At 73.1% G+C, this 13264-nt stretch carries 14 protein-coding genes; 6 read left to right on the forward strand and 8 right to left on the reverse strand.

Annotated elements, in window-relative coordinates:
• The first annotated feature begins 21 nt into the window (after positions 1-21).
• The 3 genes from V6U88_RS03875 (at position 22) to V6U88_RS03885 (ending at position 3501) form a co-directional block, all read left to right on the forward strand.
• Positions 22-1548, forward strand: a complete 1527-nt coding sequence (locus tag V6U88_RS03875; RefSeq protein WP_334449820.1) for an FAD-dependent oxidoreductase — start codon at positions 22-24, stop codon at positions 1546-1548.
• Between the two features lie 140 nt (positions 1549-1688).
• Positions 1689-2834: a hypothetical protein gene (locus tag V6U88_RS03880; protein WP_334449822.1), complete on the forward strand. Its 1146-nt coding sequence runs from the start codon at positions 1689-1691 to the stop codon at positions 2832-2834.
• 223 nt (positions 2835-3057) lie between these two features.
• On the forward strand, positions 3058-3501 hold the full coding sequence (locus tag V6U88_RS03885) for an HNH endonuclease (RefSeq protein WP_334449824.1): 444 nt from the start codon (positions 3058-3060) through the stop codon (positions 3499-3501).
• Positions 3502-4008: 507 nt separating this feature from the next.
• Here V6U88_RS03885 and V6U88_RS03890 read toward each other — a convergent pair.
• Together V6U88_RS03890 and V6U88_RS03895 are read right to left on the reverse strand one after the other, a co-directional pair.
• Positions 4009-4776 (reverse strand): enoyl-CoA hydratase/isomerase family protein, encoded by a 768-nt coding sequence (locus tag V6U88_RS03890; protein WP_334449825.1) that lies wholly within the window; start codon positions 4774-4776, stop codon positions 4009-4011.
• Between the two features lie 112 nt (positions 4777-4888).
• Positions 4889-7276, reverse strand: coding sequence for a M4 family metallopeptidase (locus V6U88_RS03895; RefSeq protein ID WP_334449826.1), 2388 nt, complete (start codon positions 7274-7276; stop codon positions 4889-4891).
• Positions 7277-7482: 206 nt separating this feature from the next.
• On the opposite strand from V6U88_RS03895, the gene V6U88_RS03900 reads away from it, so the two are divergent.
• Positions 7483-7959: a hypothetical protein gene (locus V6U88_RS03900; RefSeq protein ID WP_334449827.1), complete on the forward strand. Its 477-nt coding sequence runs from the start codon at positions 7483-7485 to the stop codon at positions 7957-7959.
• 7 nt (positions 7960-7966) lie between these two features.
• On the opposite strand, the gene V6U88_RS03905 is transcribed toward V6U88_RS03900, so the two are convergent.
• Positions 7967-8851: a LysR family transcriptional regulator gene (locus V6U88_RS03905; protein ID WP_334449828.1), complete on the reverse strand. Its 885-nt coding sequence runs from the start codon at positions 8849-8851 to the stop codon at positions 7967-7969.
• Positions 8852-8923: 72 nt separating this feature from the next.
• Here V6U88_RS03905 and V6U88_RS03910 point away from each other — a divergent pair, with 72 nt between their 5' ends.
• Positions 8924-9586 carry a type 1 glutamine amidotransferase domain-containing protein gene (locus V6U88_RS03910; protein WP_334449830.1) on the forward strand — a complete coding sequence of 221 codons (663 nt, stop codon included), beginning with the start codon at positions 8924-8926 and terminating at the stop codon, positions 9584-9586.
• Between the two features lie 106 nt (positions 9587-9692).
• On the opposite strand, the gene V6U88_RS03915 is transcribed toward V6U88_RS03910, so the two are convergent.
• The 5 genes from V6U88_RS03915 to V6U88_RS03935 form a co-directional block, all read right to left on the reverse strand.
• Positions 9693-10118 carry an ASCH domain-containing protein gene (locus tag V6U88_RS03915; RefSeq protein WP_334449831.1) on the reverse strand — a complete coding sequence of 142 codons (426 nt, stop codon included), beginning with the start codon at positions 10116-10118 and terminating at the stop codon, positions 9693-9695.
• A 30-nt stretch (positions 10119-10148) separates the two neighbouring features.
• Complete coding sequence (locus V6U88_RS03920) at positions 10149-10763, reverse strand: histidine phosphatase family protein (protein WP_334449833.1); 615 nt, start codon at positions 10761-10763, stop codon at positions 10149-10151.
• A gap of 72 nt (positions 10764-10835) precedes the next feature.
• Positions 10836-11501: a DUF998 domain-containing protein gene (locus V6U88_RS03925; protein WP_334449834.1), complete on the reverse strand. Its 666-nt coding sequence runs from the start codon at positions 11499-11501 to the stop codon at positions 10836-10838.
• Positions 11502-11514: 13 nt separating this feature from the next.
• Complete coding sequence (locus tag V6U88_RS03930) at positions 11515-11934, reverse strand: VOC family protein (RefSeq protein WP_334449835.1); 420 nt, start codon at positions 11932-11934, stop codon at positions 11515-11517.
• Positions 11935-11969: 35 nt separating this feature from the next.
• Complete coding sequence (locus tag V6U88_RS03935; RefSeq protein ID WP_334449836.1) at positions 11970-12374, reverse strand: AraC family transcriptional regulator; 405 nt, start codon at positions 12372-12374, stop codon at positions 11970-11972.
• Between the two features lie 412 nt (positions 12375-12786).
• On the opposite strand from V6U88_RS03935, the gene V6U88_RS03940 reads away from it, so the two are divergent.
• Positions 12787-13014: a hypothetical protein gene (locus V6U88_RS03940; RefSeq protein WP_334449837.1), complete on the forward strand. Its 228-nt coding sequence runs from the start codon at positions 12787-12789 to the stop codon at positions 13012-13014.
• Positions 13015-13264: the final 250 nt, after the last annotated feature.

Here is a 13264-nt window from a genome sequence, read left to right on the forward strand (position 1 = left end):
TCCATCGGGCGGAGGGTGCACATGGCGCTGTCGCAGATGCTGGGTCGGCTCATCGGCGTACGAAAGCGGGTGGTCGACCCGGGCGGCGGTGGCGCCCCCCGCGTGCCGCGCCCGGTCGAGGCCGTGGTGGTCGGCGGCGGGATCGCCGGCATGTCGGCGGCCGTGGTGCTCGCCGAGCGGGGCGTGGCGGTGACCGTGCTGGAGGCCGCGCCGACCCTCGGCGGCCGGCTGGGCGCCTGGCCGGAGGCGCTCGCCGACGGCATGCAGCTCAACGAGCACGGCTTCCACGCGTTCTTCCGGCAGTACTACAACTGGCGGTCGATCCTGCGCCGCGTCGACCCCGCTCTGGGCTTCCTCAAGCCGATCCCCGGGTACCCGATCCTGAGCGGGCAGTGGCCGACGGAGGAGTTCGGCAGGCTGCCGCCGGCCCCGCCGCTGAACCTGCTCGCGCTCCTGCTGCGCAGCCCCAGCCTGCGCCTGGCCGACCTGCGCCGGATGGACCGGGACGCCGCGCTGCCGCTGCTCACCTACGATCCGCAGCGCACCTACGCCGACTTCGACAGCACCACCGCCGACGAGCTGCTCACCTCGCTGAGGCTGCCGGACCGGGCCCGGGCAATGCTCTTCGAGGTCTTCTCGCACTCGTTCTTCAACCGCGAGGCGGAGATGTCGGCCGCCGAGATGATCGCCCAGTTCCACTTCTACCTGCTGGGCAACCCGGAGGGGCTGGCCTTCGACTGCCCGGACGAGGACTACGCGACGGCGATCTGGCAGCCGCTGACCCGGCACGTGGAGAAGCACGGCGGCCGGGTCGTCACCGACACCGCCGCCACCCGGCTGGACCGGGAGCCGGGCGGCTGGCGGGTGACCACCGCCGACGGCTCGTCGTACCGCGCGGGGCACGTGGTGCTCGCCGTCGACCCGCCCGCGCTCGCCGCGCTGGTCGCGGCCTCCCCCGGGCTGCTTGGGGCGGCGCCCCGGCTGGTGGCGCGGATGCCCGCGTTCGGCCGGCCCGGTCCGCCGTACGCGGTGGCGCGGTACTGGCTGGACGGGGACGTGCGCGCCGACCGGGCGGTGTTCAGCGGGGTGTCCCGGCAGCCCACCCTCGACTCGGTGACCCTCTACCACCGCCTGGAGAACGAGTCTCGCCGGTGGGCCGAGCGGACCGGCGGCTCGGTGGTCGAGCTGCACGCGTACGCCTGCGACGAGGGCGTGCCCGCCGAGGAGCTGGCCGAGCGGATGCGGGGCGAGCTGACCACGCTCTGGCCGGAGGCGGCCAGGCTGCGGGTCCGCGAGCTGCGCGCCCGGGTGGAGGCCCAGGCGCCGGCGTTCACCCCGGGCAGCCACGCCGACCGCCCGGGGGTACGCACCGACGCCGACGGCCTCTACCTGGCCGGCGACGGCATCCGCACGGAGTTCCCGAGCGCGCTGATGGAACGCTCGGCGGCGACCGGCATCCTCGCCGCCAACCACATCCTGCGGGCCGAGGGCGCGGCGGCCGAGCCGGTCCGGTCGATCCGTCCGCGCGGCCTGCTCGCCCGCCGCTGAGGCACCCCCGCCGCCGGGCGATCTCCGCTGAATCGCCCTTTTTGTCCGCCTGGCTGCTCTAGGCTCGACTGACGTCGATCAACGTCGGCGTTCGGCCGGCACGGGAGGTCAGGAGGGTGTCGCCACTGCACCGGTCCGCTATGGACGCCGCGCCGGCCGAGGACGGGCGCGACGACGCGTACGGGCTGCTCCGCGACGAGCGGGCGTGCATCGTGACGGCGCTGCGGCTCGGCTGGTGGATGGCCGACGCCTACCACCGGGGGCAGACCGTCGACCTGACCGGCGGGGACCACCGCCGGGCCACGGCACCCGCGAAGCTGTCCAACCTGACGGAGATGTCGGGGCGGCACCGGATGCGGATGTACCTCGACGGGGTGGACGTGGCCCTCGCCCAGATCGCCCACCTGACCAGCACCGACCGGCCCGGTCCGTCCACCGCGGTCGCCCGCGCGTGCCTCGGCGAGGACGACGGCCCCGTCGAGGTGACCGCGCTGCTGCTCGCCATGGACGAGCTGAACGTCGACGTGCTGCGCTGGGCGACCGCCACCAACCACCGGGTGGGGCTGGCGTACCGGCTGGGCCGCTCGCTGGCCGACACCGTACGGCAGGGCGACGGCGAGCAACTGGTCCACCGCTTCGGCGGCCGGCAGGTCGAGTTCAGCCGCTGGCTGGACGAGCTGGCCACCGTGCTGCCCCCGTACTCGGCGGCGGTGGTGCGGCGCTCCCTGGCGGCGTGGGCGACCGCGGTCACCCGGGCCGGGGCCGGCGACGCGGCCGAGCTGTCCCGCGAGTTGCGCAACCAGGGGGAGCTGTGGCGCGGGGTGCTCACCGGCGGGCTGCACCCGAAAGACCTGCTCGACGAGGAGAACTGGGCGATCATCGCCCGCAACCTGATCATCCGGGACCGGAAACTGGTGGTCCAGGCCGCCCGGGGGATCTTCTGGCCGGTGCTCGTACCCCTGCTGGTGGTGCTCGGCGCGGTCATCGGAGTGAGCGCCGCCGCAGCGGCCGGCTCACCCACCACGCGGGCGGCCGTTGCCCTGCTCGGCCTCGGCGCCGGGCTGACCGCCATCTGGCGCTCGATCTCCGGACCGACCCTCTCCGTCGCCGCCGAGATCAACCGGCCGCTGCTGGACAGCGAGCTGACCACCCAGATGGCGGCGCGGATCAACACCCCCCTCGCTGCCGCCCGGGCCGCCGGCCACGCCGGGCGGCAGCGGCGCCCGGACCGGGCCGAGAGCGGATCGAAATACGTTGCCCCTCTCTCCGGGGTGGACCTACCGTGATCGCGCAAGGTCAACCAGCCCGCCGGGAGTCAGTCATGTCGTTGTCGCACGTCACGTGCGCGTGGTCGACGCTGCCGTCGGACGGTTGCCGAGCCGAAGGTCCCCGGGACGGGACACCCGACTGACGCGTGCCCGCACGCGCTCCAGCCGCCCGTCCCCACCCGGACCGGGCGGCTTTTCGCTGTCCGGACCGGTCCGCCGCCGATCGTGAAGGGAGAGCCCGGTGGACGCCGTCCTCGTCATCAACGCCGACCTCGGCCCGCTGCACCGGGTCACCGTCCAGCACGCGATCCGGATGCTGTGCCGCCGGGTCGCCGAGATCCACGAGGCCGAGCCGGACCAGGTGATCGGGGTCTTCCCGGTCCCCCGGGTGGTCCGCCTCGTCCGGTACGTGGTCACCCGCTGGCGGTTTCACGCCGGGCCGGCCTGGTCCCGGGCCGGTGTGCTGCGGCGCGACGCCCGGTGCTGCGCGTACTGTGGCGGCCCGGCCAGCACCGTCGACCACATCCTGCCCCGCTCGCGCGGCGGCCGGAACACCTGGAAGAACACGACCGCCGCCTGCTACGCCTGCAACCAGCGCAAGGGCGACCGGACGCCGGCCGAGGCGGGCATGCCGCTGCGGCGCGAGCCGGTGACGCCGAGCTGGGCTGCGTTCGCCGGGCGGTGACCGACCGGCCGGCGGGCACAGGGGGCCGCGTCGGAGGGGTACGCCTCCGGCGCGGCGCCCGCCGGTCCCTGCGCTGGTGCCCGTGCCCGTGCCCGTGCCCGTGCCCGTGCCCGTGCGCGTGCCCGTGCGCGTGCCGGTGCCGGTGCCCGAGGGGCAGGGTCACCTCGTCGCCGGGGCGAGCCGGGGAGAAGGGCTGACGACGCTTTGGAGCTGATGTCGTAGACGACTCAGGCGCGCGAAGCCGGACACCCGCCTGACCGAGTGGCGGCGGCCGAGCGTCGGCGCGAGCGGATGACGCCGCCCGTGCTGAGCCGGCACGGTCCGAGCCGGCACGGTCCGAGCCGGCACGGTCCGAGCCGGCACCGTGATCCATTCACGTCATCAGGTCCACAGCGCCCGAGAGACATCCGACGGTGCCGGGCCGGCCTCCTCGCATGGACGGAGAATCACCATCAGGAGGCGCAGCGGGCGATGGTCGTGCCGGTGGATCAGGCCGGGTCGCGGCGGTCAGGGGCGGTCGGACGGTGACCAGGCGAAGTTCGGCGCGCGGCGCTCGCGGTGGGCTGCGACGCCCTCGCGGGCCTCGCCGCTGTCCCGCACCTTCCGGTGCCACCAGGCGATCCGGGCCGGCCCGGCCCGGTCGTCCACGATCTCCTTCGCAGCGGCGACGCTGAGCTGCGAGCGCTGTGCGATGGCGGTGGTGATCGCGTCCACCCGGGCGGCGAGATCGTCGACCACCTCGTCCACCAGGCCGACCCGCAACGCCCGCTCGGCGTCGATCAGCTCGGCGGTGAAGAGCAGGAACTTCGCGGTCGCGGGGCCGACCAGCCGGGTCAACCGGCGGGTGGTCGGAGCCGGGTAGACCAGTCCGAGCCGGGCGGGCGGCACGCCGAAGCGGGCGTCCGGGGCGGCGACGCGCAGGTCGCAGGCGACGGCGAGCTGGCAGCCGCCGCCGACGCAGGGCCCCTGGACGGCGGCCACGGTCGGCTTGGCGAAGGCGGCCAGCCGCTCCTCGGCGACGACCGCGATGCTCTGGTCGCCGGCGTCCAGCAGCTCGTCCAGGTCGCCCAGGTCGGCCCCGGCGCAGAACGTGCCGTCCGCGCCGGTGAGCACCAGGGCGCGCACCGCGGGGTCGGTCTCCAGCCCGTCGAGCAGCACCGGCAGCCGCCGCCACATGTCCGGCGTCATCGCGTTGCGCCGGGCCGGGTTCCGGATCGTCACCGTCGCCACCGCGCCGGTCACCTCGACGGTCAGCTCCGCGTCCGACACCGACACCACCCCTCCCCGCCGGGCGGCGCGCGCCGACCCGGTCCGGCGACCATAACGGCGCGGGCCCGACGACCACCCGCGAGGGGTGGCCGCCGGGCCCGCCGACGGCGAGGTCAGGTCAGGCGACGTTGACCGCGGTGTCGTCGACCACGAAGGACGTCTGGAGCGAGGAGTCCTCGGTGCCGGTGAACTTCAGGGTGACGGTCTGGCCGGCGTACGAGGCCAGCGAGAACGACTTCTGCGAGTACCCGGTGGCCTTGTTCAGGTTCGAGTAGGTCGCCAGGGTCGCCAGCACCGTCCCGGAGGAGTTGAGCACCTGCACCCGGAAGGTGTCGTACGCGGTGCCGGTGGTGGTCTCCGCCGAGTCGATGTGCAGCCAGAAGCTGAAGTTGTACGACGTGCAACCGGCCGGCAGGCTCACCGCCTGGGAGAGCGTGTCGGTGCGGGTGCTGCCGTAGCCGTTCAGCCAGGCGTTGCGGGTGCCAGTACGGGCGGGCTGGCCGGTGAACGAGCCGATGACGCCCGAGGTCGCCGCCCACGGGGTGGTGCCGGACTCGAAGCCGGGGTTGCCGAGCTTCTGGCCGGCGCCGGTGCAGCCGCCGCCGGTGCCGTTGACGGTCAGCGTGTAGGTCGCCGTCCGGTTCACCGAGCCGGCGCCGGTGACGCTCACCGTGTAGGTGCCGGCCGGGGTGCCGGCCGTGGTGGCGATGGTGAGGGTCGACGAGCCGCCGGAGGTGACCGAGGCCGGGCTGAACGAGGCGGTGGCCCCGGTCGGCAGGCCGGACGCGGAGAACGTCACGGTCTGCGCGGTGCCGCTGGTGGTGGCGGTCGCGACGGTGGTCGAGACCGAGCCGCCCGCAGTCACCGAGCCGGAGGTCGGGGAGAGCGAGACGGAGAAGTCGTTACCGGTGGACGAGCAGGGCGCGTCGTTGCCGGAGACGGCCACCGCGGTCCACGCCGCCTGGACGGTCTTGTACTCGGTGGAGCAGTTGCCGTACAGGTCAGTCGCCGCGCGCAGCGTGTAGGCGCGGGCGGTGTTCGACGGCGTGGTGTTGTTGACGTACGAGGTGTTGGAGGTGAAGTACACGTCCAGGGCGCGGAACCAGATCTTCTCCGCCTTGGCCCGGCCGATGCCGGTCACCGCCGGGGCGGTGCCGCAGATCGGCGAGGTGCCGTACGCGGTGGAGCCGGTGCCCTCGGCCAGGTTGAAGTAGAAGTGGTTGGCCACACCGGACGAGTAGTGCACGTCCTTGTTCTTGGTGCCGGTCGTCCAGCAGGTGTCGGACGAGCCGTCCAGCTTCGGGTCGTACATGTAGCGCAGCGGCGTACCGTTGCCGTTGATGTTGATCTTCTCACCGACCTGGTAGTCACCCGGGTCGGCGGTGGTGTTGGCGTAGAACTCGACCATGTTGCCGAAGATGTCGCTGGTGGCCTCGTTGAGGCCGCCGGGCTCGCCGGAGTAGGTCAGGCCACCGGGGACCACGTTCTCGGTGACGCCGTGGCTCATCTCGTGCGCGGCCACGTCGAGCGAGACCAGCGGGCGGGAGTTGCCGGAGCCGTCGCCGTACGTCATCCGGGAGCCGTCCCAGAAGGCGTTGACGTAGTTGTTGCCGTAGTGCACCCGGCTGGGCACGCCGCGGCCGTCGCCGAAGACGCCGTTGCGGGCGTGCACGTTCTTGAAGTAGTCGTACGTCTTGGCGGCGCCGAAGTGGGCGTCGACGCCGGCACGCTGGCGGGTGTTGGTGTCACCCCAGCTGTTGTCGTTGTTGGTGAACGTCGTGCAGGTCGACGTCCCGTTGTTCATGTCGCAGGTGCTGCCGTTGCCGTGCGACGGGTCGATCATCTGGTACGTGCTGCCGGAGAGCGTGGTGTCGACGGCGACCGTGCCGGAGTAGACGCTCTGGCCCGTGCCGGCCACCATCTCGATCTCGTCGTACGAGCCGATCACCTTGCCGGTGACCGCGTCGCTGATGACGTGGAAGCGCGACGGGGTCTGGCCGTCGGTGTGCCAGCCGGAGAGCACGGTCTCGTAGGCGAGGCGACCCTTGCCGGAGCTGGCGTCGACGAAGAGCTCGGGGGAGCCGACGCTCTCCAGCTTGCCGGAGAAGGCCTTCCGGGCCGCCGCCTTGACGGAGGCCGGCGTGACCTTCGGGGCGGTGGCGAGGGTGAGCGGCGCGGCGAGGCCGACCGAGGAGCCGGCGTAGCTGCCGTTGGGCGCCGTGTGGATGACGAAGTCGCCACCGTAGACGCGCAGGCCCTTGTAGGTCCGGGTGTAGCGGGTGTGCGCCGCGCCGTTCGCGTCCACCTTCGTGCGAACCGCCTGGTACGACTCTCCGCTGACGCCCTGGACGGCGCCGGGGTTGCTACGGAGCAGGCTTTCGGCACGAGCTGCGGGTGAGGTGTCCGGGGCGGGGGCGCTAGGGGCCGCCTGCGCTGCGGTGGCGACACAGGTCAGCATGCCGCTGGTAAGCAGCGCTGCGCTGACGGCGGCGAGGGTTCTCTTCACGTGCCCTCCTGACAAGGAAAGATGTGACGGGGGTAGTCACGCGTGTAAATATGGAGATACATCGAAGAAAAGAGAAGAGGGGAAGCGCTTCCATCCCGCGACACTGACCGAACGGAGGATGAGCCCTGGTGAGGGAACCTGGCGGCGTCGATGCACGTCCGAACGGCATGAGATCATCCGCCCTGGCCATTGTCAAGATCGTAACTGTGGCCGGCCTCCTGACCGGCTGCTCAGCAGCCGGTTCCGGTTCACCTGCGCCGGCCTCGGAGACCCCCACCGCCGGGGCGACCACCGCCACCCCCACGCCGGGCGGCACGGCCACCGGCACCCCCGCCGCGACCGCCCCCCGGGTGACGCTGACCCGCAGCGGCGGCATCGCGGGCGGCGCGGAGACGGTGACCGTGGAACCGGACGGCCGGTGGACGGCGACCGGTCGCACCGGGACGGCCCGGACGGGTCAGCTCTCCTCCGCCGAACTCGACCGGCTGCGCGCGCTGGCCGGCACCCTCCCCCGAGGCGGCGGCCCGGGCGGCCCCGACGTCCGCTGCGCCGACACCTACACCTACCGGTTGACCGTCGGAGAGAACACCGTCGACTGGACCGACTGCCAGACCGGTCCCCAACCGTCGGCCGCCGCGTCCGCCCTGGCCGATCTCCTGCTCCGCGCCAGCGCCCTGCGCTGAGGCCGGGCTACCAGCCGGCCGCCGCCGCCAGCAGCGCCCGCCGCACCGCCTGCACCTCGCGCCGCCCGGCCACGGCCGGCCTGCCGGCCAGGAAGAGCGTGTTCAGCGGCGGCACCGCCGGACTCAGCAGCGGGCGCAGCGCGCCGGAGGCCAGCTCACCCCGGCACAGGTACGTCGGCAGCACGCTCGCCCCGGCGCCGGCCACGACGGCCGCCAGCACCGCGCGCAGGTCGGCCACCACCAGACTGGGCGTACGGGTGAGCCGGGTGTCGAAGACCGTCCGCCACCAGCGGCGCAGGATCGGTGCCTCCTCCGCGTAGGCGACCAGCGGCACGTCGCGCAGGGCCTGCGGGGTCACCGGGTCGGGCAGCCGCTCGGCCCAGGCGGGCGCGGCGACCAGGGCGAACTCCTCGTCGTAGAGCGGCTCGGCGGTCAACCCCCGCCGTCGGGGGCGCACGCTGCTCACCACCAGGTCGAGCCGGCCGGCGGCGACGTCGTCGAGGAGCTGCTCGGGCAGCCCGGCGGCGACCCGCAGCTCCAGGCCGTCGGCGACCAGCCCGGCCACCGCCGGCAGCGCCAGCTCCGCGAGAAACTCGGCCGGTCCGCCGAGGAAGACCGTCCGGGGGTACGGCGTGGCCGTGTCGTCGGCGAGCACGGCGTCGAGGCGGTCCAGCGGGTCGGCCACCCGGCGGGCCAGCTCGTCGCCGGCCGTGGTGGGCAGCACACCCCTCGGCATCCGGTCGAAGAGCGGCCGTCCCACCGCCTCCTCCAGCGCCCGGACCTGGGCGGTGACCGTCGGCTGGGCCAGCCCGAGCAGCTCCGCGGCGGCCGTGATCGAACCGGACCGGTGCACGGCCAGGAAGCTGCGGAGCAGGTCGAGCGACACCTTCACATCAGCAAACCTATCGCCGATGTGTCCTTCGCCTATTGGTCGGCTATGGATTCGCACGCCAGCATGGTCGGCATGACACGTGCACTCATCGCGCTGACCAGCCGCCGCCAGCTCGGCACCACCGGCCGCGAGACCGGCTTCTACGTCGGCGAGGCCGCTGAGCCGTGGGAGGTGTTCCGGGCCGCCGGCTGGGACGTCGACCTCGTCTCGGTGGCCGGCGGCCAGCCGCCGGTCGACGGCCGTGACGAGAACGACAAGACCCAGAACGACTTCCTGGCCACCGCCGGGGTGGAGCACACGGCCAAGGCCGCCGACGTCGACCCGACGGGGTACGACGTGGTCGTCTTCGCCGGCGGGCACGGCACCATGTGGGACTTCCCCGACGACCCGGACCTGGCGCGCATCGCCGCGGCGGTCTACGAGCGCGGCGGGGTCGTCTCGGCGGTCTGCCACGGCCCGTCCGCGCTGGTGAACCTGAAGCTCTCCGACGGCTCGCACCTGGTGGCGGGCAAGCGGGTGGCCGGCTTCACCAACGACGAGGAGAGCGCCGTCGGACTCACCGACGAGGTTCCCTTCCTGCTCGCCGACAAGCTCACCGAGGCCGGTGCCGTGCACGTCCCGGCGCCGAACTTCACCGAGCACGTCGTCGTCGACGGCCGCCTGGTCACCGGCCAGAACCCGCAGTCCGCCCGCGCCATGGCCGAAGCCGTCGTCAAGACCGTCACCTCTCGCTGACCCCTGCCGCCCCGCCGCCGGGTGGGTGCCTGCACTTTCCCGGAAAGAGTGGCTGTTCCCCGCGGAACAGCCACTCTTTCTCGGTAACCGCTGCCGCGCGAGCGCGTCAGAGCCGGCGGAGCAACCGGAACCGTTCGGCCACCGCGAGGGTGTCGTCGTCGACGGTGAAGTCCGGGTCGCCGAGCCAGCCCCGGTAGTCCGACCCGTGCCAGTACGCCTCGTGCCCGGCGCGCCAGGCGGCGACCGACTCGTACCCCTCGCCCTCGTCCCGGGCGTGGTCGAGGTCGACGTCGCCGACCCGGACGACGCGTACCTCGGTCAGCTCGATGACCGCGACCGGGTGGTCGGCGGAGTCGACCACCACCGAGCGTTCACCCACCGCCGGCAGCGGCTCGCCGTCGCGCTCGTAGTCCTGGAGCAGGCCGGTGGTGGAGGTCTTCGCGCCGGAGAGGACGGCGGCGACGAGCTGGTCGCGCAGCGGCCCCGGAAAGGCGAACTCGGTCTTCGGCAGGTCGGGCGGCGGGGTCGTCATCCGGCGACCGTAGCCGCCACCGCGCGCCGGTCACACCCGATAATCGCTGGGCAGCCCGGTGCCGCGCAGCTCCGGCGGCAGGTGGGCGACGTCGTTGAAGGCGATCAGGCTGGGCGGCCCGGACGAGCTGTAGCGGATCACGGTCAGCCCGGCGTTGTGGTGGTTCACCCCCAGCCAGCGCCGCTCCGGAGCGTCCAGGGCGTGCCGGACCAGCCAGGCGATCAGGAAGTTGTGGGTGATCACCAACTCGCGGACGTCACCCTCGGCCGGGGCGGTGGCGAACCGGGCGACCGCCTCCGCCGCCAGTCGCGGCCCGTCGGCCCGCTCGCGCGCCGAGAAGCCGGCCAGGAAGCTCGCGTACGCCACGGGCAGGCCGGCCGGGTCGGTGTCGTGCGGCAGATGATCGCCGGCCAGCTCGGTCTCGTACACCGGGACCCTCGGCAGCGACGCCGCGACCACCTCGGCGGTCTCGGCGGCCCGGCGCAGCGGGCCGTGGTGGATGGCCCGCAACGGTACGGCCCGCAGCCGCTGGCCGAGCAGCGCGGCCTGGCGGCGACCCCGCTCGGAGAGCCCCACCTCGGCCGACTCGACCTCCGGGCGGTCCTGCTCGCCGTGCCGAACCAGATAGAGCAGTCGGGTGGCCATCGTCGTCTCCTCGTGCGGCCGGGAGGCGCGATGCTAACCCGCGCCTCCCGGCCGTCGCCGCCCCGCTCACGGTCAGCGAGGCGACCGTCGCAGCACTCCCGCGAAGGTCGCGGTGACCCAGGCCCAGCCGGCGGTCACCCCGAGGCCGAAGGCGACCATGGTCGCCGGGCCGGGCCGGGCAATCAGCGCGCCCCAGGAGAGCGCGAAGCAGACGCCCGTCGCGATGCTGGTGACGGCCCACACCCGCGCGCCCTGACGGGCGGCCCGCCGACCGGCGACGACGGTCGCCAGGATCAGCGAGCCGAAGGCGACCGCCGCCGCGAGGAAGTGCAGCCCGCCGTGCCAGCTGATCTGCCCCGGGCCGCGCGGCGTGCCGGCCGGGAAGCCGTCGGCCGGGTCGGCGCTGAAGATCCCGGCCGCCATCAGGCCGACCCCCCAGAGGCCGAGCAGCCGGGGCAGCCAGGTCGAGCCGGTCGTCGCGGAGCGGCGCAGGGCGACGGCGGCCCCGACGCAGAGCGCCCCGGTGGCCAGGAAGGTGGCGATCTGGATCCAGCCCAGGTCGCCGGTGCTCAACATGCTGACCGGGTGCCGCCGGAAGTCGAAGCCGTCCCGGCTGGCGCCCTGGATCAGCGCGGAGACGGCGAAGATCGGCCCGGCGAGGGCACCGCCGGCCAGCAGGGCCCGGTCCCGACCGGCGGCGGCCGGTCGGACGGCGGGGAGGGTGATCGCGTCGGTCACGGCTCGGCTCCGCTCAGGCCCGGGAGAACATCTGGCCGACGCGGATCTTGTTGCCGAACGGGTCGCGGATGCCGAAGTCGATCCCGTACGGGCGCTCCATCGGCTCGTCGGTGATCTCCACACCCTTGGCGACCAGGTCCTCGTACGTCTTGCGGGCGTCGTCGGTGGTCATGAAGAGGTAGCCGCCCAGCGCGCCCTTGGTCAGCAGCTCGCGGACCTGCTCGGCGGTGGCCGGGTCGAGCGCCGGCGGTCCGGGCTTCTCCAGCAGGATCTCGCGCTCCGGGTCGCCCGGGAGGTTGACCGTGAGCCAGCGCATGAAGCCGAGGTCCTGGTCGGTGTTGACCTCCATGCCGAGCTTGCCGACGTAGAAGTCGAGGGCCTCGTCCTGGTCGAGGACGTAGATCTGGGAGCGGCTGATCGCGTTCATCGTCATGCCCATGACGCTAGAGGTCGGGCCTGACCTGCTGCTTATCCAAAACTGCTCGGTCTGGTCCAGGCCTTGGTGAAGCAGCTCGGCACGCTCGCGGCGGCGGCCGAGCGGCGCCTGCGGAAGTCGCTCGGCGATTCCCCGACGATCTGCCGGAACGTCCGGCTGAACGACCCGAGGCTGCTGAAGCCCACCGCGAAGCAGATGTCGGTGACGTCCCGGTTGCTCTCGATCAGCATCGACATCGCCCGCTCCACCCGCCGCCGTTGCAGGTAGCGGTGTGGGGTCTCGCCGAACGTGGCGCGGAACGTGCGGATGAAGTGCGCCTCGGAGACGAGCGCTATCCGGGCCAGCGCCGGGATGTCCAGCGGGTCGGCGTATGCCCGGTCCATGGCGTCCCGGGCCCGCAGCATGGCCCGGTTCGACTCCTCCACCGCACGACTCATCGGCCCCCGCCTCGTCGTCACCGCCGTCACCGCCAGGCTAGCCGCGCCGGCCGCTACCAGGGTCGGCCGCCCTGGCCGGGTGTGGCCCGCTCGATCCGCTGAGTGGCGGTGCGCGACGACGCATCGGCCCAGTCGTGACCGGTGGGGTCGGTCGAGCACCCGCTGATCTTGGCGGGTATCGTCCGTCCCGCGGTGGCTGGAAGGTTCCCCTTTCTGGCGTTCCCTTGCTGACACTTGCGGAAACACCGCCGAGGGCCCCCGGGTACAACCCCGGGGGCCCTCGCCTTTTTCGTCTGTCCTGGACGGGCCAGGGCCGTCCGGCTCCCGTGCGTCCGGTCCGCCGAGCGTCCGACACCGGGCGGCGAGTGCGCGGGGCAACGCAGCGGCGTCCATCGATGACACAATCTTATTTGTGAACGATGTTTCCGAATTCCCCATCGTCCGGTACTTCGCCCAGGCGAACCCCGTCGGACCTGGCCAGGACGACGTACCGGCGCTGCTCCGGCGGGTTGCGGACACCATCGAGCAGCTCGGACCGGTGTGGATCCAGGACATGACCTTCGAGAATGAGATCAACGAACACGGCGACTGGTACTCGCTCACCGTCTACTTCCAGGAGGAGTCCACCGCCGGCGAGTGAGGCGGCCGACCTGGAACTCGGCAAGCTTGACGGGCACCTGTCGTGAGCCCCGTTGCTGTCATCCAGTCGGCAGCCCCTGAATCGGCATGTGACAGTTGCCGCCGAGCCGGACAGGTAGGGGGCATGGACAACCAAGAAGAACCCAGATCGATGGCCGGCCAGGCTACCGCGACGTCGGCTCGCCGGCCGGTGAAGCGCCGGCTGGTGATGGGCCTCGCCGCGGTCGCCGCGGGTGCCGCCGGGGTCGTGG

The sequence above is a fragment of the Micromonospora sp. CPCC 205739 genome (assembly GCF_036906795.1).
Lineage (GTDB): Bacteria > Actinomycetota > Actinomycetes > Mycobacteriales > Micromonosporaceae > Micromonospora.

Coding starts and splice junctions, on each gene's coding strand:
- V6U88_RS03910 (WP_334449830.1), top strand. CDS start 8,924: ATGACACGTGCACTCATCGCGCTGACCAGCCGCCGCCAGCTCGGCACC.
- V6U88_RS03930 (WP_334449835.1), bottom strand. CDS start 11,934: ATGACGATGAACGCGATCAGCCGCTCCCAGATCTACGTCCTCGACCAG.
- V6U88_RS03935 (WP_334449836.1), bottom strand. CDS start 12,374: ATGAGTCGTGCGGTGGAGGAGTCGAACCGGGCCATGCTGCGGGCCCGG.
- V6U88_RS03880 (WP_334449822.1), top strand. CDS start 1,689: ATGGACGCCGCGCCGGCCGAGGACGGGCGCGACGACGCGTACGGGCTG.
- V6U88_RS03915 (WP_334449831.1), bottom strand. CDS start 10,118: ATGACGACCCCGCCGCCCGACCTGCCGAAGACCGAGTTCGCCTTTCCG.
- V6U88_RS03875 (WP_334449820.1), top strand. CDS start 22: ATGGCGCTGTCGCAGATGCTGGGTCGGCTCATCGGCGTACGAAAGCGG.
- V6U88_RS03920 (WP_334449833.1), bottom strand. CDS start 10,763: ATGGCCACCCGACTGCTCTATCTGGTTCGGCACGGCGAGCAGGACCGC.